This is a genomic window from Streptomyces sp. ISL-1 (assembly GCF_018614585.1).
GTDB classification, from domain to species: domain Bacteria; phylum Actinomycetota; class Actinomycetes; order Streptomycetales; family Streptomycetaceae; genus Streptomyces; species Streptomyces maoxianensis.
The window spans coordinates 79,420-102,881 of record NZ_JAGGOI010000010.1 but is presented as its reverse complement, the minus strand read 5'-3'; the positions used below and the strand labels follow the sequence as shown (position 1 = coordinate 102,881).

The 23,462-nt window shown below is 70.3% G+C and carries 19 protein-coding genes and 1 tRNA gene; 10 read left to right on the top strand and 10 right to left on the bottom strand.

The window, feature by feature from the left end; translation table 11 throughout:
- Together J7E87_RS09650 and J7E87_RS09645 are read right to left on the bottom strand one after the other, a co-directional pair.
- The gene (locus tag J7E87_RS09650; RefSeq protein ID WP_215092079.1) at positions 1-921 is read right to left on the bottom strand and encodes a serine/threonine protein kinase; all 921 of its coding nucleotides are present in this window, start codon (positions 919-921) and stop codon (positions 1-3) included.
- A 401-nt stretch (positions 922-1,322) separates the two neighbouring features.
- A tRNA-Cys gene (locus J7E87_RS09645) sits at positions 1,323-1,394 on the bottom strand.
- A 177-nt stretch (positions 1,395-1,571) separates the two neighbouring features.
- On the opposite strand from J7E87_RS09645, the gene J7E87_RS09640 reads away from it, so the two are divergent.
- From J7E87_RS09640 to J7E87_RS09625, 4 genes are all read left to right on the top strand, one after another.
- Entirely contained in the window at positions 1,572-3,014 is a 1,443-nt protein-coding gene (locus J7E87_RS09640; protein ID WP_215092077.1) for an MFS transporter, read from the top strand.
- Positions 3,015-3,600: 586 nt separating this feature from the next.
- On the top strand, positions 3,601-5,385 hold the full coding sequence (locus J7E87_RS09635) for a DEAD/DEAH box helicase (RefSeq protein ID WP_215092075.1): 1,785 nt from the start codon (positions 3,601-3,603) through the stop codon (positions 5,383-5,385).
- Between the two features lie 408 nt (positions 5,386-5,793).
- Positions 5,794-6,435 (top strand): IclR family transcriptional regulator, encoded by a 642-nt coding sequence (locus J7E87_RS09630; RefSeq protein WP_215092073.1) that lies wholly within the window; start codon positions 5,794-5,796, stop codon positions 6,433-6,435.
- 316 nt (positions 6,436-6,751) lie between these two features.
- Positions 6,752-7,540, top strand: a complete 789-nt coding sequence (locus J7E87_RS09625; RefSeq protein WP_215092071.1) for a S16 family serine protease — start codon at positions 6,752-6,754, stop codon at positions 7,538-7,540.
- Between the two features lie 290 nt (positions 7,541-7,830).
- Here the strand turns inward: J7E87_RS09625 and J7E87_RS09620 are convergent, their stop codons facing one another.
- From J7E87_RS09620 to J7E87_RS09600, 5 genes are read right to left on the bottom strand one after another with little or no spacing between them, the layout of a single operon-like run.
- Positions 7,831-8,823 (bottom strand): glycine betaine ABC transporter substrate-binding protein, encoded by a 993-nt coding sequence (locus J7E87_RS09620; RefSeq protein ID WP_215092069.1) that lies wholly within the window; start codon positions 8,821-8,823, stop codon positions 7,831-7,833.
- Positions 8,823-9,632, bottom strand: coding sequence for an ABC transporter permease (locus J7E87_RS09615; protein ID WP_215092067.1), 810 nt, complete (start codon positions 9,630-9,632; stop codon positions 8,823-8,825). The genes J7E87_RS09620 and J7E87_RS09615 overlap by 1 nt, the downstream gene beginning before the upstream one ends.
- On the bottom strand, positions 9,629-10,882 hold the full coding sequence (locus J7E87_RS09610) for a betaine/proline/choline family ABC transporter ATP-binding protein (protein ID WP_215092065.1): 1,254 nt from the start codon (positions 10,880-10,882) through the stop codon (positions 9,629-9,631). Before J7E87_RS09610 ends, J7E87_RS09615 begins: the two co-directional genes overlap by 4 nt.
- Positions 10,875-11,522 (bottom strand): ABC transporter permease, encoded by a 648-nt coding sequence (locus J7E87_RS09605; RefSeq protein ID WP_215092063.1) that lies wholly within the window; start codon positions 11,520-11,522, stop codon positions 10,875-10,877. The genes J7E87_RS09610 and J7E87_RS09605 overlap by 8 nt, the downstream gene beginning before the upstream one ends.
- Positions 11,523-11,531: 9 nt before the next feature.
- On the bottom strand, positions 11,532-12,008 hold the full coding sequence (locus J7E87_RS09600; protein WP_215092061.1) for an Lrp/AsnC family transcriptional regulator: 477 nt from the start codon (positions 12,006-12,008) through the stop codon (positions 11,532-11,534).
- A 121-nt stretch (positions 12,009-12,129) separates the two neighbouring features.
- On the opposite strand from J7E87_RS09600, the gene hppD reads away from it, so the two are divergent.
- Complete coding sequence (hppD, locus tag J7E87_RS09595) at positions 12,130-13,275, top strand: 4-hydroxyphenylpyruvate dioxygenase (RefSeq protein WP_215092059.1); 1,146 nt, start codon at positions 12,130-12,132, stop codon at positions 13,273-13,275.
- Between the two features lie 373 nt (positions 13,276-13,648).
- Here hppD and J7E87_RS09590 read toward each other — a convergent pair whose 3' ends face one another.
- Positions 13,649-15,316 (bottom strand): lipopolysaccharide assembly protein LapB, encoded by a 1,668-nt coding sequence (locus J7E87_RS09590; protein ID WP_215092057.1) that lies wholly within the window; start codon positions 15,314-15,316, stop codon positions 13,649-13,651.
- A 109-nt stretch (positions 15,317-15,425) separates the two neighbouring features.
- Between J7E87_RS09590 and J7E87_RS09585 the strand changes: the two genes are divergently transcribed.
- Together J7E87_RS09585 and J7E87_RS09580 are read left to right on the top strand one after the other, a co-directional pair.
- Entirely contained in the window at positions 15,426-16,793 is a 1,368-nt protein-coding gene (locus J7E87_RS09585; protein ID WP_215092056.1) for an FAD-binding oxidoreductase, read from the top strand.
- A gap of 98 nt (positions 16,794-16,891) precedes the next feature.
- The gene (locus J7E87_RS09580; protein ID WP_215092054.1) at positions 16,892-17,272 is read left to right on the top strand and encodes a VOC family protein; all 381 of its coding nucleotides are present in this window, start codon (positions 16,892-16,894) and stop codon (positions 17,270-17,272) included.
- A 3-nt stretch (positions 17,273-17,275) separates the two neighbouring features.
- Here the strand turns inward: J7E87_RS09580 and J7E87_RS09575 are convergent, their stop codons facing one another.
- Positions 17,276-17,755 carry an SsgA family sporulation/cell division regulator gene (locus tag J7E87_RS09575; RefSeq protein WP_215092052.1) on the bottom strand — a complete coding sequence of 160 codons (480 nt, stop codon included), beginning with the start codon at positions 17,753-17,755 and terminating at the stop codon, positions 17,276-17,278.
- A 221-nt stretch (positions 17,756-17,976) separates the two neighbouring features.
- Here J7E87_RS09575 and J7E87_RS09570 point away from each other — a divergent pair, with 221 nt between their 5' ends.
- Both J7E87_RS09570 and J7E87_RS09565 read left to right on the top strand, forming a co-directional pair.
- Positions 17,977-19,482, top strand: a complete 1,506-nt coding sequence (locus tag J7E87_RS09570) for an RDD family protein (RefSeq protein WP_215092050.1) — start codon at positions 17,977-17,979, stop codon at positions 19,480-19,482.
- Positions 19,483-19,558: 76 nt separating this feature from the next.
- The gene (locus J7E87_RS09565; protein ID WP_215092048.1) at positions 19,559-20,287 is read left to right on the top strand and encodes an RDD family protein; all 729 of its coding nucleotides are present in this window, start codon (positions 19,559-19,561) and stop codon (positions 20,285-20,287) included.
- On the opposite strand, the gene J7E87_RS09560 is transcribed toward J7E87_RS09565, so the two are convergent.
- Entirely contained in the window at positions 20,273-20,629 is a 357-nt protein-coding gene (locus tag J7E87_RS09560; protein ID WP_215092046.1) for a hypothetical protein, read from the bottom strand. The two genes, J7E87_RS09565 and J7E87_RS09560, sit on opposite strands and share 15 nt — an antisense overlap.
- 372 nt (positions 20,630-21,001) lie before the next feature.
- Here J7E87_RS09560 and J7E87_RS09555 point away from each other — a divergent pair, with 372 nt between their 5' ends.
- Positions 21,002-23,419: an immune inhibitor A domain-containing protein gene (locus J7E87_RS09555; RefSeq protein ID WP_215092044.1), complete on the top strand. Its 2,418-nt coding sequence runs from the start codon at positions 21,002-21,004 to the stop codon at positions 23,417-23,419.
- The last annotated feature ends 43 nt before the right edge of the window (positions 23,420-23,462 follow it).

Below are 23,462 nucleotides of genomic sequence, written 5' to 3'. Positions count from 1 at the left end.
TCAGATCCCGGGGGAGAGCGGGACGCGGAGCTCCGCGGCGAGTACTTCCGCGGACTGGCGGGCAACCGCCGCCACCACCCGTCCCGGCAGCCAGCCCGGGGTGAGCAACGACGCCGTGGAGTCCAGCACCGTCGCGGTGGGGGCGGGCGACGACGGTGGGAGCGCGTGCAGGACCTCGGGTGCCGTGGGGCGGTCCGCCGGGTCTCTCCTCAGGCAGGCGGAGATCAAAGAGCGGAGGGGGGCGGGGAGTTCGGAACGTTCCGGGACGGTGTGACCCGTCGCCGCGTACGCCAGGACCGCCCCCAGCGCGTAGATGTCACCCGGCGGACGCGGGCGGCCGCCCGAGGCCTGTTCCGGGGCCAGGCTGCCCGGCTCAAGGCCCGGGATGCCGGAGCGCTGCTCGCCGTCCGGGGCCGCCGCGCGTACCGCGCCGAAGCACGTCAGGCGCGGGCCGTCGCCGGCCAGGAGTACGGCCGCGGGGGACACGCCCGCGTGCGTGATCCCCGTGGCGTGTGCGCCCGCAAGCGTCTCGGCCAGAGCCGCGCCCAGTGCCCGTACTGTGCGCTCGGGCAGCGGGCCGCCGTGGACGGCCAGGGCTACGGGGAGCGGCAGCGCGGGGAGGTAGGGGGACGCGTACCAGGGGGCCGCGGACGGAGGCGAGACTTCCGAGACGGGGGAGACCCAAGGGCCGAACAGACGGCGGCCCGCGTCGGCTTCGACGAGGAAGCGGCCCGGGTCGGTGCCTTCGAGGGGGACACTCACGAAGACCGTACGGTCACCGTCCGCGCTGCGTGCGATGAAGCGGCGCTGGGGAGTGGGCGGGAAGCCGGGGCCGGCCGGGTCGAGACGGGTGATCAGGTGGTACGGGCCGATCTGGCGCGGAGTGTCCGCGCGCGATCGTTCCGTCTGTGCTCGTTCCATCTGCGAATCCCCCGAGGCTGGTCTGGACTGACAGAGCCTACTCAAGTGCCGGTGCCCGCTTGGCGGGTGGTCCGTCGAGAGGGGGCCGGCCGGTGTTGCCGGGGACTCGAATGAGTGCGGGGGCTCAGGACCGGTAGTGATCCATACTCATCCGCGCCTGCGCCGGAACCGGCAGGGTTCGTACGAGATCCCCCCCACGTGCGGGCGGCATGCCCGCGGAATGAGGTGCACGCCGATGACTCAGCCGCCGTATCAGGGTCCTCAGGACTGGGTCCGACGACATCGGCGTGAGGAGTACGCGCATGACGCGCGCCCTGGGCCTGCGGCGCGGGAGTGCTGCGGCCAGGTACGCCGACGGCCGCCCCCGCGCCATGGGGGCGGCCGCTGCCGTACGTACGCGGAGGCCGTGACCGGAATCGAACCGGCGTAACTCGCTTTGCAGGCGAGTCCCTCAACCACTCGGGCACACGGCCGTGTGCGTCCAATGCCTCGACCGTAGGCGGGCTCTCCGGTGGGCTCAATACCGTCGCGCATGCTGCAATGCGACTGCCATACGGCGTTCACGGTTCACGGTCGTACGACCAAGGGACCAGCGGGATCCCGCCCAGCGACAGGGGCCATCCAAGGCCACGCCTCTTACTCTGAGGCTCATGACCGCTCTCGATCCCCGTGACGCCGAGGTCGCGCCGCCGACCGATGACAGAGGCGCGCTGCCCGACCGCCGAGGCGTCCTCGGCAAGGAGCATCGCGCGCTCAGTCTCGGCATCATCTCCGTCGTCGTCCTGGTCGCCTTCGAGGCGACCGCCGTCGGCACCGCGATGCCGGTCGCGGCGCGGGAGCTGCACGGCATTGAGCTGTACGCCTTCGCCTTCTCCGGGTACTTCACCACCAGCCTCTTCGCGATGGTGCTCTCCGGACAGTGGGCCGACCGGAACGGGCCGCTCCGGCCGCTCGCCACCGGAATATCGGCCTTCGGCGCGGGGCTGCTGATGTCCGGGACCGCCGGCACGATGTGGCTGTTCATCATCGGGAGGGCCGTGCAGGGGCTCGGCGGCGGGTTGCTGATCGTCGCGCTGTACGTGGTCGTCAGCCGCGCGTACTCGGAACGGCTGCGGCCCGCGATCATGGCGGCCTTCGCCGCGAGCTGGGTGATCCCCTCGGTCGTGGGGCCGCTCGCGGCCGGGACGGTCACCGAACACCTCGGCTGGCGCTGGGTGTTCATCGGCATCCCGGCGCTCGTCGTCTTCCCGCTGGCGCTCGCGCTGCCGGCGATCCGGCGGATGGCGTCCGGGCCCGCGGTTCCCGGCGCGCCGCCGCAGCCGTTCGACCGGCGCCGGATCCGGCTCGCGCTGGGCATCTCGCTGGGCGCGGGTCTGCTGCAGTACGCGGGCCAGGACCTGAACTGGTTCTCGCTGGTCCCTGCAGCCGCCGGCGCGGCACTGCTGGTGCCTGCCGCGCTGGGGCTGCTGCCGAAGGGGACGTACCGGGCGGTGCGGGGGCTGCCGTCCGTCGTACTGCTACGGGGCATCGCGGCCGGGTCCTTCATCGCGGCGGAGTCGTTCGTACCGCTGATGCTGGTCACCCAGCGGGGGCTGTCGCCGACGATGGCCGGGCTTTCGCTGGCGGTGGGCGGGGCGACGTGGACGCTGGGGTCGTACGTCCAGTCCCGGCCGCGGGTCGAGCCGTACCGGGAACGGCTGATGGCGCTGGGCATGGTGCTGGTCGCGGCTGCGATCGCGACGGCGCCGAGTGTGCTGATCGCGTGGGTTCCGGTGTGGGTCGTGGGGGTCGCGTGGGGCGTGGGCTGTTTCGGCATGGGGATGGTGATCGCGTCGACGAGCGTGCTGCTGCTGAAGCTGTCGGCGCCGGGGGAGGCGGGCGCGAATTCGGCCGCGCTGCAGATTTCGGACGGGCTGTCGAACGTGCTGCTGCTCGCCACGGGCGGGGCGGCATTCGCGGCGCTGGGCGGGGGAGCGGTGGGGGCGGCGCACGTGGCGTCGGGGGCGTCGGGCTCGCACCCGGGGGCGTTCGCTGCGGTGTTTCTGCCGATGGCGGGGGTGGCGTGGGTGGGGACGAGGCTGCGGACGCGGTGAGGCGGGCGGGGCGTTTTCCCCGGCCCCGCGCCTTCCCGAAACCGGGAGCGAGCCCCCGGGCCCTCGAGGGCTGTCGGCCCCGCTGCCCGCGCGTCCGCTTCGCGGTGTGCGGCCGTGGCTCTTCCGAGTCGCGGGGGCGCGGGTGTGGGTGCCGGTGCCTCGCAGCTCTTGGTCGCTCGCTTCGCGGTGTGCGGCCGTAGCTCTCTCGGATAGGGAGGGGGGAGAGTGCGGGTGCTGATGCCCCGTAATCCCCCCCGGCCGTCCGCTTCGAGTCGCCGGCCTTCGCCGGGGCGTCGGCTTTGCGGCATATGCCCGTCCCGCTCAGCCTCCCAACGGTGCGCAGCGTCCGCCCGTTTCGCGGCGTGCACGCACGCATCCGGGGCAACCATGCAACGGTGCCCCCGATCCTGCCCCGCCCCGGCCTTCCCCCGTTCACCCACTCGCCCCTCCCGAGCCCCGCGCCCTGTGAGGCCCGTCTCAACCAGCGGTGCCTCGCCTCGTCTGCCGTGGCGGGCGGCAGTCCCACCGGTAGGGTGGCCCGGTTGTCGTACCGACCGACGTGTACCCGACCCGTGAACCGGAGACCGTGACTACTACCGCCTCCCACCACCTCTCACCCGCCTTCCCCGGGCGCGCCCCCTGGGGTACCGCCAACAAGCTGCGTGCCTGGCAGCAAGGCGCCATGGAGCGGTATCTCCAGGAACAGCCACGCGACTTCCTTGCCGTCGCCACCCCCGGCGCGGGAAAGACCACCTTCGCGCTCACCCTCGCCTCCTGGCTGCTACACCATCACGTCGTTCAGCAGGTCACCGTCGTCGCGCCCACCGAGCACCTCAAGAAGCAGTGGGCCGCCGCGGCCGCGCGGGTAGGGATCAAACTTGATCCGGAGTACAGCGCCGGGCCGGTGAGCAAGGAGTACCAGGGCGTCGCCGTCACCTACGCGGGCGTCGGCGTACGGCCCATGCTGCACCGCAACCGCTGCGAGCAGCGCAAGACCCTCGTCATCCTCGACGAGATCCACCACGCCGGTGACTCCAAATCCTGGGGCGAGGCCTGCCTGGAGGCGTTCGACCCGGCGACCCGCCGCCTCGCGCTCACCGGTACGCCCTTCCGGTCCGACACCAACCCGATCCCCTTCGTCCAGTACGAAGAGGGCAACGACGGGATCCGCCGGTCCGCCGCCGACTACACGTACGGATACGGAAATGCCCTGGGCGACGGTGTCGTTCGCCCGGTGATCTTCCTCAGCTACAGCGGCAACATGCGCTGGCGCACCAAGGCCGGCGACGAGATCGCCGCCCGCCTCGGCGAGCCGATGACCAAGGACGCCGTCTCGCAGGCCTGGCGCACCGCGCTCGACCCGCGCGGCGACTGGATGCCGAACGTGCTGCGCGCCGCCGACAAGCGGCTGACCGAGGTAAGGAAAGGCATCCCGGACGCCGGCGGGCTCGTCATCGCGTCCGACCAGGACTCCGCGCGTGCGTACGCCAAGCTCATCCGCGAGATCACCGGTACCAAGGCGACCCTCGTGCTCTCCGACGAGACCGCCGCCTCCAAGCGGATCGAGGAGTTCAGCGAGAACGAGGACCGCTGGATGGTCGCGGTCCGCATGGTGTCCGAGGGCGTCGACGTCCCGCGCCTCGCCGTCGGTGTGTACGCCACCACCATCTCGACGCCCCTCTTCTTCGCGCAGGCGGTGGGCCGTTTCGTACGGTCCCGGCGCCGTGGCGAGACCGCGTCCGTCTTCCTCCCCACCATCCCCAACCTCCTCGGTTTCGCGGGCGAGATGGAGGTCGAGCGCGACCACGTACTCGACAAGCCGAAGAAGGACGGGGACGAGGATCCGTACGCCGAGTCCGAGAAGGAGCTCGCGGAGGCGGAGAAGCAGCAGGACGAGGACACGGGCGAGCAGGACACGCTGCCCTTCGAAGCCCTCGAGTCCGACGCGGTCTTCGACCGGGTGCTCTACGACGGCGCCGAGTTCGGCATGCAGGCGCACCCCGGCAGCGAGGAGGAGCAGGACTACCTCGGCATCCCCGGGCTCCTCGAACCCGACCAGGTGCAACTGCTCCTGCAGAAGCGGCAGGCACGGCAGATCGCGCACAGCCGCAAGAAGCCGGACGACGAGGCGGACCTGCTGGAGCTGCCCGCCGAGCGGCGGCCCGTCGTCTCCCACAAGGAACTGCTCGAACTGCGCAAGCAGTTGAACGCCATGGTCGGGGCGTACGTCCACCAGAGCGGCAAACCCCACGGGGTCATCCACACCGAACTGCGCCGGGTGTGCGGCGGGCCGCCGAGCGCGGAGGCGACGGGCGGGCAGATCCGGGAGCGGATCAAGAAGGTGCAGGAGTGGGCGACCCGGATGCGGTGACCTGTGGCCGTGTCGAACGGGGTTTGAGTGGGGTGTTGAACAGGGTTTGAGCGGAGGCCCAGGTGCGAACTGCGCGCCCGGGCCTCCGCTCGTACCGAGGGCCGGTTCCATGGATGCCCATCGGGCGATTGCGGCCGGAATGGTCGGTTTACGGGCGCTATGTCGCACAAAGCCCGTTACTGTCGGTACTTAAGCACCTGCCGCGCCCGGATTCTGGACGAGGCCTTCCGCTGAGCGAACCTGGTCGCTACTGTCCCCGCAATACAAACGCCCCGTGGCAGCGCCGCCGCGGAGCGCAGTCGGTGTGCCATGGCCTGCCGGCGGCCTCTCGGTGCGTCGCCAACGGGACCGGTGTACGCAAACTCCCGCAAGAGGACCGTCGTCACTCACTCCGAAGGAGAGGGCGTCGTGACCGCGGAGACCTCCCAGACGCTCGACCGAGGACTGCGTGTCCTCAAACTGCTCGCCGACACTGACCACGGGCTGACCGTCACCGAGTTGTCCAACAAACTCGGCGTCAACCGCACCGTCGTCTACCGTCTGCTCGCCACCCTTGAGCAGCACGCCCTTGTCCGCCGCGACCTCGGCGGCCGCGCCAGGGTGGGCCTTGGCGTGCTGCGCCTCGGCCGGCAGGTGCACCCGCTGGTGCGGGAGGCCGCGATGCCGGCGTTGCGCTCGCTCGCGGAGGACATAGGGGCTACGGCCCATCTCACCCTGGTCGACGGCGCGGAGGCCCTCGCGGTCGCGGTCGTCGAGCCGACCTGGACGGACTACCACGTCGCGTACCGGGCGGGCTTCCGCCACCCGCTGGACCGGGGCGCGGCGGGCAAGGCGATCCTCGCGGCCCGCCAGGGAAGGCCGAACGAACCCGGGTACACACTCACCCACGGCGAACTCGAGGCGGGCGCGAGCGGCGCCGCCGCGGCGCTGGTGGGGGTGACGGGGATAGAGGGGAGCGTGGGCGTGGTGATGCTCGCGGACTCGGTCCCGGAGAGGGTGGGGCCACGGGTCGTCGACGCTGCCCGCGAGGTGGCGGACGCGCTGCGCTGAGGTGGGGTCCGCGGGGCGCGGAGTCTGTCCGGGATGGGCGGGGTCCGCGGGTTCCGTGTCTGTCCGGGCAACGGGGCGCGGCCTCCGTCCGGGATGTGCGCGGCCCGGGGGCACGGTGCCTGTTCGGAGCGCGGTGTCCGTCGGGGAAGTGCGACGCCCGGGGGCACGGGTGTCTGTTCGGGGCGCGGCCTCCGTCCGGATGCGCGGTGCCCGCGACGCGCGGTGTCTGCTCGGGGCCCGCGCCCGCGGGGCCGGCGTCTGTGTGAGGCGCCCAGTGCCCCGTGGGGCGGGCATTGCCGCCCGATAGATTGACACCGTGCTCTCCAGTCTCACGCGCCCCCGCGTCATCGCCCTCTGCGCCCTCCCCGTCGCCGCGCTCTTCGCCGTCGCCGGGCTCGCGCCGCTGCCGTACGCCGTGGCGCAGCCCGGCTCGACCGCGAACGTCCTGGGCGAGGTCAGGGGCACACCCGTCATCACCATCGTCGGCGCGCCCACCCGTACGACCAAGGGCGAGCTGCTGATGACGACCATCGTCGCGACCGGGCCGTCAGCCGACGTCGACCTTGGGGAGGTGGCCGACGCGTGGTTCAGGACCGACCGCGCGGTCCTGCCCCGCGACGCGGTCTATCCGCCCGGAAAGTCCGACGAGGAAGTCGTCGAGCACAACCTCGAGGACATGCAGAAGTCGCAGGACGTCGCCACTCGCGCCGCGCTCTCCTACCTCGGCGAGGACCCGGCGAAGGTGAAGGTCACCCTGCGCCTCGCCGACGTCGGCGGGCCCAGCGCCGGGCTGCTCTTCTCGCTCGGCATCGTCGACAAGCTCGCGGGGGACGGGGCGGGCGGGGATCTCACCGGAGGCCGCAGTATCGCCGGTACGGGAACGATCAGCCCCGACGGCAAGGTCGGCGCGGTGGGCGGGGTGGCCCTGAAGACTCAGGCCGCGAAGCGGGACGGCGCGCGCGTCTTCCTCGTGCCCAAGGGCGAGTGCTCCGACGCGCAGGCCGAACTCCCCGACGGGCTGCGGCTGATCCCGGTCACGGCCCTGAAGGACGCGGTGGAGTCCCTGCGGGCACTGGAGAAGGGCGGCAAGGTCCCGAGCTGCTGACGAAGCCCGCGGCCGTCGTGCCCGTACCGGGCGACCGGGTCCGCGTCTGGGGTGTGTCCGTACCGGCCGGCCGAGTCCCCGGCCGGTGTGTCCGTACCAGCGGCCGGGCCCGCCGTCCGTAGGCCGCCCCCCGCCGCGCTCATGCGACGCGCACGGTCCACGCGCGCGGTCGGTCGGTCGCGGCTGCTGCCGCACCGGGCGCAGGCCCAGCTCGACGAGCGTCCGGTTGCCAAGAAGCCTCCGCAAGAGGTTCTTTCTGCAAGAGGTTCTTGGCGTCAAGTCCTCCGTAACTAGCCCTTCTTGATGAAGCCCTGCTCGATCAGCCAGTCCTTCGCCACCTCGTGCGGGTCCTCCCCTCCCACGTCCACCTTCGCGTTCAGGTCCTGCGCGATCCGCGTCGTCAGCCGCGCGCTCAGCGGGTTCAGCAGCCCCGCGATCGCCGGCCACTTGTCGATCGTCGCGCTGTGGATCTCCGGCGCCGCGTTGTAGTTGGGGAAGAAGTGCTTGTCGTCCGCCATCGTGTCCAGATCCATCGCATTGATCCGGCCGTCCGTGGTGTACGCCTCGCCCAGCAGGCACGAGTCGGACTTCGACACCTGCGTGTAGATGATCCCGGCGTCCATCTTCTTGATGTTTTTGGGCGGGATCTCCATCCCGTACGCCTTCTGCATGCCCGGCAGCCCGTCCTCGCGCGAGGCGAACTCGTTCTCCACGCATAGCGTCACCGCCGACGGGTCCTTCTTCGACAGCGCCGCAACGTCCGACAATGTCTTGAGCTTGTACTTCGCGTTGTTCCGTTTGCTGATCGCCAGCGTGTACGTGTTGTCGAGCGTGGACTGCGGCAGCCAGGTCACGCCGTTCTTCAGATCCGCGTTGTGCACCGCCTGCCACTGCGCCTGCGGGTCGACGATCGGCTTCTGGTGCCCCAGGTAGGTGATCCAGGCGGTTCCGGTGTAGTCGTACATCGCGTCCGCGTCGCCGCCGACGATCGCCTGGCGCGCGCTGATCGAGCCGGGCAGGTTCGTACGGTCGAGCACTTCCGCGCCCGCCGCCTTGAAGATGAGGCCGATCATCTGGCCCAGGATGATGTTCTCGCTGAAGTTCTTCGAAGCGACCGTCAGCGACGCGCCCTTGAGGGGCTCGCCCCTGCCGACCGAGCCCGGCTTCACATCGTCCACCATCGGCGAGCCGCTCTTGAGCCCGCAGCCGGTCAGGCCCGTCAGGCCCGTCAGCGCCAGTGTGAGGACGACCGCGCCGCTCAGCGCCGTACGCACGTACCGCATCAAGCCTCCAGTCCGCGCGGCGTCAGCGCCAACTCCGCCAGCGAGGCCATCCAGTCCACCAGCAGCGCCAGCGCCACCGTCAGCACCGAGCCGAGTACCAGGACCGGCATCCGCTGGGTCTGGATGCCCGAGGTGATCAGGTCACCCAGGCCCCCGCCGCCGCCGAAGGTGGCCAGCGTCGCCGTGCCGACGTTCAGCACCAGCGCGGTCCGTACGCCCGCGAGGATCAGCGGTACGGCGAGCGGCAGTTCGACCTTCGTCAGGGTGCCCATCGCCGACATGCCGATCCCGCGTGAGGCCTCCACCAGCTGCGGGTCGATCGCCTTCAGGCCGGCCACCGTGTTGGCGAGCACCGGCAGCACCGCGTAGATCACCATGCCGATGATCGCGGTGGACGGGCCGATGCCCAGCCAGATCACCAGCAGCGCCAGCAGGCCGATCGCCGGGGTCGCCTGACCGATGTTGGCGGTCGCGGTGACCAAGGGGGCCGCACGGCTGAGCCCCCGCCGGGTGAGGGCGATGCCCAGCGGGATCGCGATGATCAGCACCCAGAAGGTGGAGATCGCGGTGAGTTGGATGCTCTGCCACAGCCGCAGCTGCACATTGCCGCCCGACAGAGAGTTCTTGGCGATCGCGTCGAGGTCGGTGTTCGCGATCCACAGGAAGGTCACCAGCAGCAGGACCACGAGCACGGCGGGAATCACCACCAGCTTGCGCCAGGTGATCCGGGGCGGGGGCGGTGGTGGCGGCGCCGGCTCCCGTTCCTCCTGGGCCGGCAGGTCCACCTCGGCCTGAGAGGGCCCGCTCATCCGTCCGCACCGCCCTCCAGCTCCGTCTCGGTCCGGTGGTGGCGCAGCTCCTCCAGATCGTGCTCGTGCTCCATGGCGGCGAGCCGGTCCGCCTGCAGCATCTCCTGTACGGAGTTCATCAGCGTCTCCATGTCGACGACGCCGATGAACTCGCCGCGCCGCCCGGTCACCGCGACCCGCCCGCTGGAGTCGATGAGCACCGCCTCCAGCGCGTCGTGCAGCGTCGCGTCCCGGGTCACCGTGTCGTGCACCAGCTGTCCGGCCCGGGCCGGCGACCCCTTGGCGCGCATCAGATCGCCTCGCCGCAGCCATTTGTACGGGCGGTTCCTGCGGTCCAGCATCAGCAGTTCGTTGTACGGGCCCTCGCGCAGCTTGTTGAAGATCGATTCGATCGGGTCGTCCACGGACACCGTCGGGAAGTCGGCGATCCCGACATCTCGTACGCGCGTGAGGTTGAGCCGCTTCAGGGCCGCGCCCGCGCCCACGAATCCGGAGACGAAGTCGTCCGCCGGATTGGTGAGGATCGCCTCCGGGGTGTCGAACTGGGCGATGTGCGAACGCTCCCGCAGCACCGCGATCCGGTCCCCGAGCTTGATCGCCTCGTCGAAGTCGTGGGTGACGAAGACGATCGTCTTGTGCAACTCGCGCTGGAGCCGGATCAGTTCGTCCTGCAGATGATCGCGGGTGATCGGGTCGACCGCCCCGAACGGCTCGTCCATCAGCAGTACGGGAGGGTCCGCCGCCAGCGCCCGCGCGACGCCCACCCGCTGCTGTTGGCCGCCCGACAGCTGCCGCGGATAGCGCCCGTGGAACTCCCGCGGGTCGAGCCCCACCAGATCGAGCATCTCCTCGACCCGGTCCTTCACCCGCGACTTCGACCAGCCGACCATCTTCGGCACGAGGGCGATGTTCTCCGCCACCGTCATGTGCGGGAAGAGCCCGGAGGCCTGGATCGCGTATCCGATCTTCCGGCGCAGCCCCACCGGGTCGATGTCGGTCACGTCCTCTTCGTCGATCCTGATCCGCCCCGACGTCGGCTCGATCAGCCGGTTGATCATCCTTAGTGTGGTCGACTTCCCGCAGCCGGACGGACCCACGAGGATCACCGTCTCGCCGGGCTTGATCTCCAGCGAGACGTCGTCCACGGCCGGGCTCGGACTGCCCGGATAGCGCTTGGTGAGGTTCTCCAGCTGGATGCGGGCGCCGGAGGCGGCGGAAGCGGCAGCCGTCCCGGTCGCGGTCTCAGTCACGGATCCCCCTGGGGATGGTCAGTCGTCCGAGCAGGACGTACGCGGCGTCGAAGAGCAGGGCGAGGATGACGATGCCGATGGTGCCGGCGAGGACCTGGTTGATCGCGTTGGCACTGCCCAGCGAGGCGATGCCGCGGAAGATCTCATTGCCGAGCCCGGGCCCGGAGGCGTACGCGGCAATCGCGGCGATGCCCATCAGCATCTGGGTGGCGACCCGGATGCCGGTGAGGATCGGCGGCCAGGCGAGCGGCAGTTCCACCCGGAACAGCTGGGCGACACGGGACATCCCGATGCCCTTGGCGGCGTCCACCAGGGAGGGGTCCACGCCGCGCAGTCCCACGATGGCGTTACGGACGACGGGCAGCAGCCCGTACAGCGTCAGGGCGATCACCGTGGGCGGCACGCCCAGGCCCACCAGCGGGATCAGCAGACCGATCAGGGCGAGGGAGGGGACGGTGAGGAACGTGGCCGTGGTGGTGATGGCCAGATTCCCGCCCCAGGCGCTGCGGTAGGTGAGGAGGGCGATCGCGATGCCCAGCAGGGTGGCGATGACCATGCACTGGAAGACGGCGCTGGCCTGCTGGAAGGCGTCAGTGAGCAGCTGCTGCTGGTGGCCCGCGAGATAGTCCCAGAAGCTCACCGTGTCACCTCAGACCTCTTCGTCCTCAGCAGCCTGCTCCACCAGCGGGATGATCCGCAAGGGGACCGGATTCTCCATGACGATCGCCGTGGACGCCCGCACGATGCCATCAAAACCGACAACCCGGTCGATCACACGCTGGAGATCGGCGTTGGAACGGGCGACGAGGCGGCAGAGCATGTCACCGTGACCGGTGGTGGTGTGCAGCTCCAGCACCTCGGGGACGCCGTCCAAATGGGCTCGTACGTCCGCGCCTTGTCCCTGCTTGATCTCCAGGGTCGCGAAGGCGGTGACGGGGTAGCCGAGCGCCGCCGGATCGACGTCAGGCCCGAAGCCGCGGATGACGCCATTGGACTGAAGGCGGTCCAGACGGGCCTGCACGGTGCCGCGGGCCACACCGAGGCGGCGGGACGCGTCGAGCACCCCTATCCGCGGCTCGCGCGCCAGCAGGACAATGAGCCTGCCGTCCAGATGATCGATCGCCATGGCGTCTCCCTAATGGTCATCCTGCGCAGATAGCACCCTGATGGCGCTCATCCGCTATACAAATTGCCCAGTCGAAACACAAACTATTGCGCACCTTGTGGATCGGCGGGAGTCTGCCCTCATGACTGAGACCATCGATCACACCCCGAACACCGCGCGCAAGGCAGACCCCTTCCCGGTGAAGGGAATGGACGCGGTCGTCTTCGCCGTCGGCAATGCAAAGCAGGCCGCGCACTACTACTCCACCGCCTTCGGCATGAAGCTGGTCGCCTACTCCGGACCGGAGACCGGCAGCCGCGAGACCGCGAGTTACGTGCTGACCAACGGCGCCGCGCGCTTCGTCTTCACTTCCGTCGTCAAGCAGTCCACCGACTGGGGCCACTTCCTCGCCGAGCATGTCGCCGAGCACGGCGACGGCGTCGTCGACCTGGCCATCGAGGTGCCGGACGCCCGGGCCGCGTACGCCTACGCCACCGAGCACGGCGCCCGTGGCATCACCGAGCCGTACGAGATCAAGGACGAGCACGGCACGGTGGTGCTCGCCGCGATCGCGACGTACGGCACGACCCGGCACACGCTGGTCGACCGCTCCGGCTACGACGGTCCCTACCTGCCGGGCTTCACCGCCGCCTCCCCGATCGTCGAGCCGCCCGCCAAGCGCACGTTCCAGGCCATCGACCACTGCGTGGGCAATGTCGAACTCGGCAAGATGAACGAGTGGGTGGCCTTCTACAACAAGGTCATGGGCTTCACCAACATGAAGGAGTTCGTGGGCGACGACATCGCCACCGAGTACTCCGCCCTGATGTCGAAGGTCGTCGCCGACGGCACGCTGAAGGTGAAGTTCCCGATCAACGAGCCGGCGATCGCGAAGAAGAAGTCGCAGATCGACGAGTACCTGGAGTTCTACGGCGGCGCCGGCGTCCAGCACATCGCGCTCGCCACGAACGACATCGTCGCGACGGTACGGAGCATGCGTGCGGCCGGAGTTCAGTTCCTGGACACGCCCGACTCGTACTACGACACGCTCGGCGAGTGGGCGGGCGAGACGCGGGTGCCGGTCGAGACGCTGCGCGAACTGAAGATCCTGGTCGACCGCGACGAGGACGGCTATCTGCTGCAGATCTTCACCAAGCCGGTGCAGGACCGGCCGACGGTCTTCTTCGAGATGATCGAGCGGCACGGCTCGATGGGCTTTGGAAAGGGCAACTTCAAGGCGCTCTTCGAGGCGATCGAGCGCGAGCAGGAGAAGCGCGGAAACCTGTAGCGCGCGGGGCGAAAAGCTGTAGCGCCCGGGGCGAAAAGCTGTAGCGCCCGGGGCGGAAACCTGTAGAGCCCGGGGCGGAAACCTGTAGCGCCCGGCCCCTGAGTCCGGCGGCCCCACGGATCCTGACCCGTGGGGCCGCCGGACCTGTCCCCGGCCAACGCCGCCCGGATCGCGGGCGCGGCGGCGCTCGCGTGGCCCTCACTGTCGGCGCGTCCATGCTCGCCGCCACCCCGCTCGTACGGCCGCCGCACGCGCCAACCGGCGCGGCCCGGCGGATGGGATGAAGGACGGGCAGAAGCCCGGCACCGGTCACCGCGGTCCGCGGCGGGCCCCAACCCGCCGACGGACCGGCGTGGGTGGGGGCCGGGTCCTCCTACTCGCTCTCCCGCGACGGCGTCGGGCTCACCGAAGGCTCTGCCGACTCCTCGCTCTGGTTCTCCTCCGGCGCCGACTGCGTCGCCCGGGCGGCGTCCGGACTCCTCCCGTCCGACGGCTCCGAGGCTTCCTCGTTCTCCGAAGCCACCTCCGACGGCCTGCTGTCCGGCGGCGGCGAAGCCTCCGCGTCCGCCGAAGCCGCACCCGAGTCCGAACCCGAAGGCGACGGCGAAGGCGAAGCTGAGTCCGCCTCCGCCTCCGCCTCCATCTCCTCGGGGTCGTAGCCCAGCAAGTCCTCCGGCCCGCCCGGCGGCGGCTCGCCCAGCTCGTCCAGCGCGTCCCTCGCCTCCGGGGCCAGCAGAGGCGAGAAGTACGGGTTGATCCGCAGCGCCTCGCCGAGGTGGCGCCGGGCGGGGCCGGGCAGGTCCAGGGCGCGTTCGATCTCGCCGCGGTGGTACGCGAAGAGCGCGCTCCGCATCCCCTGGTCCGTCGCCGTCTTCGCGTGCGGCAGCGCATCCTCCGCGTTGCCCGCGCGGAACAGCGCCCAGCCCAGCGCGTCCGCCACATACATGCTCCGGTGCCCCCGGTCCCACTCGGCCTGCAGCCGCCGGACCGCCGCATCCAGGTCGTCGCCGTGGTCCGCCTCGAAGAGGCCGAGCACGAGCTCCTCGTTCACCCCGTCGATCCCCGCCCGCTCCGCCCACTTGCGCAGCCTCGCGTACTGGGACGCCGCATCCCCGTCCAGCCCCAGCGACTGGTACAACTCGCCAGCCTCCAGGGCGTATTCGGGCAGCGGGGCATGGTCGAGCGCCGACTGGTAGTCGCGGAAAGCCTCATCCGTACGGCCCAGTGCCGCCAGCGCACGCCCTCGTGAAGCCAGCGACGGATGGTGGTCGGGCGCCAGCTTCAGGGCACTGTCGTACTGCTCGATCGCCTCCTCCGGCTCGCCGCGCTCCCACGACAGGTCGCCCAGCAGGTGCAGCGCGGCCGCCTTCTCCGCGTCCGACTCCGCGCTGCCCACCGCGTCGTACGCCTTCGCCGCCGCGTCCTCGCGCCAGCCGCGCTCGCGGTAGACCTCGGCCATCCGGCCGAGCGTCTGCCCTCCCTGATGCAGCTTTGCGAGCTTGTCCATCGCCTTGCCCACGGCCTTGTAGTCGCCGAGCCCGCTGTACGCGTCGATCAGCACCGGATACGTGCCCCACCGCCTCGGCTTCTGCTTCGCGGCGCTCTCGCCCAGCGTGCGCGCCTTGGCGAAGTCGTGCCGGGCGTTTGCCAGCGCCGCGAGCCCCACCAGCGCGTCGACGTTCCCCTTCTCGCCCGGCAGCACGTCCACCGAGCGCTGCAGCGCGTCCTGCGCCTGTGTGTAGTACGCCGGATCCGCCGTCCTGGAGCCCCGCTCCACATACGCCGACCCCAGCACCGCCCACGACTCCTCGTCCCGCGGATGCGCCCGTACCCACCGCTCCCGGTCCTCGATCAGCGCGCTCAGATCCAGCAGGCTGGCAGGTGTTCCCGTCCCCACCGCCGACATCGCCCGCCCGACCGCGCCCGGCGTGGGCCGCGGCCCTTTGTCGTCCCACCCGGGCGCGATCGTGATCACCCCGACCACCAGCGTCGCCCCGACCAGCGTGCTGATCGCGGTGTTCTTCACGTGTTCGCTCTTCATGGCGCTCACTGTGCGTCAGCGAGCAGCCAATACGAAGAACACACCCCGCTCCGCGGGCCTGAAGGCAGACGGGTTCACACCGATGGCCCCCCGGTGCGACGCTTGCACCATGGACGATCTTCTCGAGCGGCTGCGTGCCGGTCTGCCTGCCGAAGCTCTGATCACCGACCCGGACGTCACGAGCTCGTACGCCAACGACATGGCGAGCTTCTGCGCGGCGGGCACCCCGTCCGTCGTCGTCCTCCCGCGCACCGTCGAGCAGGTCCAGCACGTCATGCGCACCGCGACCGCGCTGCGCGTCCCCGTCGTCCCGCAGGGCGCCCGCACCGGCCTGTCCGGCGCCGCCAACGCCTCCGACGGCTGCATCGTGCTGTCCCTGACCAAGATGGACCGGATCCTGGAGATCAGCCCGGTCGACCGCATCGCGGTCGTCGAGCCGGGCGTCATCAACGCGGTGCTGTCACGCGCGGTCAACGAACACGGCCTGTACTACCCGCCGGACCCCTCCAGCTGGGAGATGTGCACCATCGGCGGCAACATCGGCACCGCCTCCGGCGGCCTGTGCTGTGTCAAGTACGGAGTGACCGCGGAGTACGTGCTCGGCCTCGATGTCGTCCTCGCCGACGGCCGGCTGATGACCACCGGCCGCCGCACCGCCAAGGGCGTCGCCGGCTACGACCTCACCCGCCTCTTCGTCGGCTCCGAAGGCAGCCTCGGCATCGTGGTCAAGGCCGTCCTCGCGCTGCGCCCGCAGCCGCCCGCTCAGCTCGTGCTCGCCGCCGAGTTCGACTCCGCTGCCGCCGCCTGCGAGGCCGTCTGCGCGATCATGGAGCGCGGCCACACCCCTTCGCTGCTCGAGCTCATGGACCGTACGACCGTCCACGCCGTCAACGCCATGGCGAACATGGGCCTGCCCGACTCCACCGAAGCACTCCTCCTCGCCGCCTTCGACACCCCGGACCCCGCAGCCGACCTGGCCGCCGTCGGCGCGCTGTGCGGCGCGGCAGGTGCCACCCAGGTCGTCCCCGCCGACACCGTCGCCGAGTCCGAACTCCTCCTGCACGCAAGGAGGTTGTCGCTCACCGCCCTGGAGACCGTCAAATCGGCCACGATGATCGACGATGTCTGCGTGCCGCGCTCGAAGCTCGGCGCGATGATCGAGGGCACGGCCGTCATCGCCGAGAAGTACGACCTCACCATCGGCATCTGCGCGCACGCGGGCGACGGCAACACCCACCCGGTCGTCTGCTTCGACCACACCGACGCCGACGAATCCCGGCGCGCCCGCGAGTCCTTCGACGAGATCATGGCTCTCGGCCTGGAGCTCGGCGGCACCATCACCGGCGAACACGGGGTCGGCGTACTGAAGAAGGAGTGGCTGGCGCGCGAACTCGGCCCGGTGGGTGTGGAGATGCAGCGCGGCATCAAGCAGACCTTCGACCCGCTCGGCCTCCTCAACCCCGGCAAGCTCTTCTGAGTCCTCAGCCCTACGACCCACGCCCGATGGTCCGGACACCGCTCTGCGCATAGCGTGAATGGAGAGGCCCAACCGCCTCACTGCGCAGAGGAGGAGCCGTGCCCGCACGCCTTGACCACACCATCGTTCACAGCCGCGACCGGTTCGCCGGCGCCCGCTTTCTCGCCGAGCTGATCGGGAGGCCGGAGCCCAAGCGCTTCGGCCCGTTCGCCAGCCTCCCGCTGGAGGGCGGCGTCACCCTCGACTACGCCGATGAGCGCGGCCCGATAACCTCCCAGCACCTGGCCTTCCTGGTCCCGGAGGACGAGTTCGACGAGATTTTCGGCCGGATCACCGACCGTGAACTGCCGTACTGGGCCGACCCCGCGCACGACAAGCCACAGCAGATCAACCACCTCTTCGGCGGCCGCGGGGTGTACATCGACGACCCCGACGGCCACTCCATCGAATTCATCACGCATACGTACGTCATCGACTGACCGTCACTGACCGTCACACTGCGACGCCTCGTCCGACGGCCCGGCGTTCCGCAGCCACAGATCGTCGGCGGGGGTGGGCGCCAGCAGCTCGGCGAGGCCGTCGTCGATGTCGACCTGCTCGGACTCGGATCCCGGCGGAACCACCCGCAGGGTCCGCTCCAGCCAGCCGGACATCACGGCCGCGGACGCTTCGAGCAGCGCTTCGCCGTCGGGGGAGCTCAGCGCCATCATCACCACGCTGCGGCCCTCGACCTTGGTCGGCCAGATCCGGACGTCGGCGTCGCCGCTCGGCCTGAACACCCCCTCGACCAGCAGCTCGCGGGCGAAGGCCCACTTGACGGGGTTGTCGCAGCCGATGTGAAAGGCGATGTGCACGGCATACGGGTCGTCGGTGCGGTAGGTCAGCCGGGTCGGGACGGCGATGCCGCACTCGCGCGACAGCACCAGTTGAAGCTCAAGCTCGCGTTCCACCACGGTGTGCATGACAGTGCCCTTTCCTCCGGGTACGAGGCCCGTGTGAGGGGGCCCTGCGGGAAGGGAGCGTGCTCCCGCGCGGTTATGACGCGCCTTTCGGCAACAACTTTCTGTGACGGCCCGGTGACTGGAAAGTGGTCGTTACGGCAGGACCGGCCCGGGGATGCACGAGCGTCTGATAGATGTGGTGCCTTGAATTGCGGCTCTCGAGGAGATACGGGACCACGGTGATGAGCGCCCCCACCCCGGCCACCGGCGACGGCAGCCCCACGCCCGGCTACTACCCGGATCCGTCCATTCCCGGATACGTCCGGTACTGGAACGGTGCCGCCTGGGTGCCCGGCACGAGCCGGCCCGCACCCGACACGGGCGAGGCGATGCCTGCCGCGCCCGGCCAGACGGCACCAGCGGCAGGCACCGCGCGGCCCCAGGCCCCGGCCGCGGTGGAGGAGACCGGTCCGGTCTTCTTCGACGAGGAGCCGGACGACCAGCCCTCCCGCCCCGAACCGGCCACCGCCTGGCAGGCCGACGCCACCCGCCAGAGCGGCTTCGGCGGCGAACGCGACAACCGCGTCGCGTGGGGCGGCCACGACCCGCGTACGCCGGAGCGGGGTGGCGCGCCCGCCGACCCGCGACTGCCCGCCTCGTCGAGTGCGCCGGACCCGTCGGGCGGCGCCCTGCCGGGCGTACGCTCGATGGGCCCGGCCGCCGGGGGTGAGCCTGCCGGCGACGGCACGGCCTCGATCCGCGCCATGCGCCCCGGCAAGGGCGCGCCCGCCGCCGGGAGTTCGGGCACTGTGGACCCCGCCGCGCCGGCGTCCACCGGCGAGCCGTCCGCCCAGCGCCCCCAGCCGCATTCCGAGCCGCCCGCCGACGGGACGGTCACCATCCGCGCGCTGCGCGCCGGCGGCGGTGCGTCCACCGGGCAGGCCGACGGACCTCTGTCCGTCCGGTCCATGACCCCCGGCGCCGCCGGGGCACCCACCGCGCCCCCGACGCCGCAGCCCCAGCCGCAGGCCCCGGCCCAGCGCCGCCCGCAGCCCCAGGCGCCCGTCCAGCCGCAGCCCGAGCCGCAGGTGCCCGCGCAGGCCCAGCAGCCGGTCACCAACGGCCCCGGCGGCGGCTCCGCCTCCTGGGCGCAGCAGGTCCACCGGCTCGCCCAGCCCGGACAAGCGGCCGCGGCCGAGCAGCCCGTCGCGCCGTGGAAGCCGCCGGTCAACGACCCGTTCCTGCAGGCCGCCCAGGCGCAGGCGGCGGCCCGTCCCGCCTCGCTCGGCAAGCGGTTCGCCGCCCGGCTGATCGACACCCTGCTGCTCGGAGCGCTCGTGGGCGCCGTCGCCGTACCCGTCCTTTCCCGGGCGCGCGCCCATGTCGACGAGAAGATCGAGGCGGCGAAGCAGTCGGGCGAGACGGTCACCGTCTGGCTGGTCGACTCCACCACGGTGGGCCACCTCGGCATCATCCTCGGCGCGCTGCTGGTTCTCGGTGTGCTCTACGAGGCGCTGCCGACGGCGAAGTGGGGCCGCACGCTCGGCAAGAAGCTCTGCGGACTGAAGGTCTGGGGCATCGAGTCCCACGAGCCCCCGTCCTTCGGTGCCGCGCTGCGCCGCTGGCTCGTCTACAGCGTGCTCGGCGTGATCGCCCTCGGGGTGCTCAATGTGCTGTGGTGTCTGTTCGACCGCCCGTGGCGGCAGTGCTGGCACGACAAGGCGGCGCACACCTTCGTGACCGGCTGACGGCGTCCCCCCCCGCGTTCCCCCGATCGGCCTTCGAGCCGTTGCGGGGGCCGTCGGGGCGCGGTGCACTGCCCCCATGAGCAACAACCACCCGCCGCCCGGCCAGTCGCCCGATGACGACCCCTTCTCCAAGAAGCCGCAGGAACCCACGCCGCCGTCGGCGGGCGGCCCTCAGGAGCCCCCGCCCCCCGGGGGACCGCCACCGCCCGGATCCCCCTACGACCGTCCACCGGGTGGCGCCGGTCCGTACGGGGGCGGCGGCCAGCCCCCGCCGTCCGGTCCGAACGCCTTCGGAGGGGCGTACGGCGGCGCGGACCCGCTCGCCGGGATGCCGCCGCTCGCGGACTTCGGCAGGCGGCTGCTGGCCCGCGTGATCGACGCGCTGATCGTCTTCGTACCGCTCTTCCTGATCTCCCTGGCCTTCGGAGGCTGGGGCGAGATGGCGGACACCGGCGACACCTGGGACGACATCACCGACCAGGTGAACACCGGAAGGCAGTGGATCTGGTCGCTGATCTCCCTGGTCGCGTATGTCGGCTACGACACCTTGATGGTCGCCAAGGGGCACGGTCAGACTCTCGGGAAGCGCCTGATGAAGATCCGGGTCGCCATGCTCAACGACGGCAGCGTGCCGGACGTCAGCTCCTCGCTGATGCGCGCCATCGTGCTCTGGGTGCCCGCGCTGATCTGCTGCTTCTGCCTCTGGTGGCTCGTCATCATCGTGACGATCCTGGCCGACAAGCCGTACAAACAGGGTCTGCACGACAAGGCGGGCAAGACGGTCGTGGTGTCAGCGCCGCAGTGAGGGCGCGCCGACCCTGGTCTCGGCGCCCGCGTGCGCGCGGGATGAGGGCACCCGGGTGGTGAGAACGTCGGCGGAGGCGGCCGAGGCGGCAGGCGTGGAAACACCGGAGGCGGCGGCACGGTTCGTACGGACCGTGGCCGCCGCCTTCGCCGTCCTCGCTCCCCGTGCGGTCCTGCCCATCGGCAGGGCGACGGCGACCACCAGGCCGAGCGCCATCGATGCGATGCCTATGGCGGCGACAGCGATGCCGTTGGTGGTACGGGTGAGCAGCAGCAGGGCGAGGGTCGAGAAGACCACAGTGGCCGAACCGTAGGCGAGCTGTGCGGCAGTCGGACGCGGCATGACGGTATCCGTCCTCGGGACATGGTCAGGGGGTGTCTCTCTCAACGCGGTCGCACTGTCAAATGACTCTACGACGGTGGATGCCCGGGAGGAGCGGGCGGTAAGCGTGACCTAACCCACGGTGCCGGTGCATGGGGGGCGCACAGAGTCATTCGTTCGTCCAACTGCCCAATTCAGTGCGCCCGTAGTTCGACTGTTCGTCGTCCGGATACCGGAAGTGCTCTCGCACATAGTGCAGTTGGCTTGTTCAAGTCAAGGTCTGTCTTTTCTTCCGCAACTCCGGTCGAATGTCGTCACTTGTGACGCGACTCCGCGCGCGGACGACCCCACATCCGGTCCGCTGCGACGGAGCGCCGGGGAGGACAGCATCAAGTGACCACCAAGCGACGGACGATCAGAGCGTCCGCGGTACTCGTGGCTCTCGCCGCGACCACCGCGTCGGCTTCGGCGTTCAGCAGCGCGCAGGCCGACAACCAGAAGTCGTCGGCTTCGACAGGCATCGAGCGCCACGACCCGGCGCCGCAGAAGGGCCATGTCGAGCACGATCTCGAGGGTCCGTTCAGCAAGCAGCAGGAGCAGCAGCGCGAGGCTGCCCTGGAGCAGGTCATAGCCGGCGACGCGACCGTGCAGAAGCGCGGCGCGTCCAATGTCGTGAAACTCGGCGACAAGAAGTACGTCGAGCTCGGCAGGGAGAAGACGGACAAGATCTTCACGATCCTGGTGGAGTTCGGCGACAAGGTCGACGACACCACGATGTTCGACCCGGACGGCCCCGACGGCCCCGAGGCTCCGGTCAAGAAGTACGGGGGCGCGCCGGGCCCGCTGCACAACAAGATCGCCCAGCCGGACCGCAAGAACGACAACTCCACTGCCTGGCAGGCGGATTACAACCAGAAGCACTTCAAGGACCTGTACTTCGGCACCGGCAAGGACAAGGCCGGCCAGCCGAAGAACTCCCTGAAGACCTACTACGAGAAGACCTCCTCGGGCCGCTACTCGGTCGACGGCGAGGTCTCCGACTGGGTCAAGGTCGACTACAACGAGGCCCGCTACGGATCCAACTACTGCGGCGACAGCAACTGCGCCAACGTCTGGGACACGGTCAAGGACGGTGTCACCGCCTGGGCCGCCGACCAGAAGGCCAAGGGCCGTACCGACGCGCAGATCAAGGCGGACCTGGCCAAGTACGACCAGTGGGACCGCTACGACTTCGACAACGACGGCAACTTCAACGAGACCGACGGTTACATCGACCACTTCCAGATCGTCCACGCGGGCGAGGACGAGTCGGCGGGCGGCGGCGCCGAGGGCACCAACGCCCTGTGGGCACACCGCTGGTACGCGTACGGCACCGACGCGGGCAGGACCGGCCCGGCGAACAACAAGGCCGGCGGCACCCAGATCGGCTCCACCGGCATCTGGGTCGGTGACTACACCATGCAGCCCGAGAACGGCGGCCTCGGTGTCTTCGCCCACGAGTACGGTCACGACCTCGGTCTGCCCGACCACTACGACACCTCGGGCAAGGGCGAGAACTCGACCGGCTTCTGGAGCCTGATGTCGGCCGGCTCCTGGCTCGGCACCGGCAAGGACTCCATAGGCGATCTGCCGGGCGACATGAGCGCCTGGGACAAGCTGCAGCTGGGCTGGCTCAACTACACCAAGGGCAAGGCGGGGACGAAGTCCACGCACAAGCTCGGTGTGGCGGCGTACAACACCAAGAAGCCGCAGGCGCTCGTCGTCGAGCTGCCGAAGAAGTCGGTCACCACGACTGTCGTGAAGCCCTCCGAGGGCTCCAAGCAGTGGTGGAGCGACATGGGTGACGACCTCAAGAACACCCTGTCCCGCCCGGTCGACCTCACCGGCAAGTCCAAGGCGTCCCTGGAGCTTTCGGGATGGTGGGACATCGAGGAAGGCTACGACTACCTGTACGCCGAGGTGTCGACGGACGGCGGCGCCAACTGGACGCCCGTGGACGGCACGGCGGACGGCAAGCCGATCAGCCGCGACGCGGGTGACAAGCCGGCGCTGACCGGCGCGTCGAACGCGTACAAGAAGCTGGCGTACTCGCTGGACGCGTACGCGGGTAAGAAGGTCGACGTCCGCTTCCGCTACCAGACGGACGGCGGCGCGGGCGGCAAGGGCTTCGCGGCGGACGCGCTGAGCGTGGTCGCGGACGGCAAGGCGCTGTTCACCGACAACGCCGAGGGCGACGACGCGGGCTGGACCTCGAAGGGCTTCTCGCGCATCGGTGAGTCCTTCACCAAGGAGTACGAGCAGTACTACCTGGCCGAGAGCCGTCAGTACGTCTCGTACGACAAGACCCTCAAGGTCGGCCCGTACAACTTCGGCTTCAAGGCGCCGAAGGACTCCTGGGTCGAGCACTACCCGTACCAGAACGGCCTGCTGATCTGGCTCTGGGACACCTCGCAGAAGGACAACAACACCAGCCAGCACCCGGGCCGCGGCCTGGTCCTGCCGGTGGATGCGCACCCGAAGGCCCAGAAGTGGGCGGACGGCACGCTGCTGAGGAACAAGATCCAGACGTTCGACTCCACCTTCAGCCTGTGGCCGACCGACGGCTTCACGCTGCACAAGGCGGATGTGGCGTTCCGGATCAAGCCGCAGGCGGGCAACCCGGTCTTCGATGACCGCAAGGGTGTGTACTGGTTCGCCGAGAACCCGACGGCGGGCGTTCAGGTAACTGACACCAACACCAGGATCGCGATCGTGAGCGAGCCGCGAAGCGGACAGACGATCACGGTCAAGGTTGGTCCGTCGACCAAGTAATCCGCGTTTTAGCAGGTCAAAACATGATCGGCCGTCGCCCTCT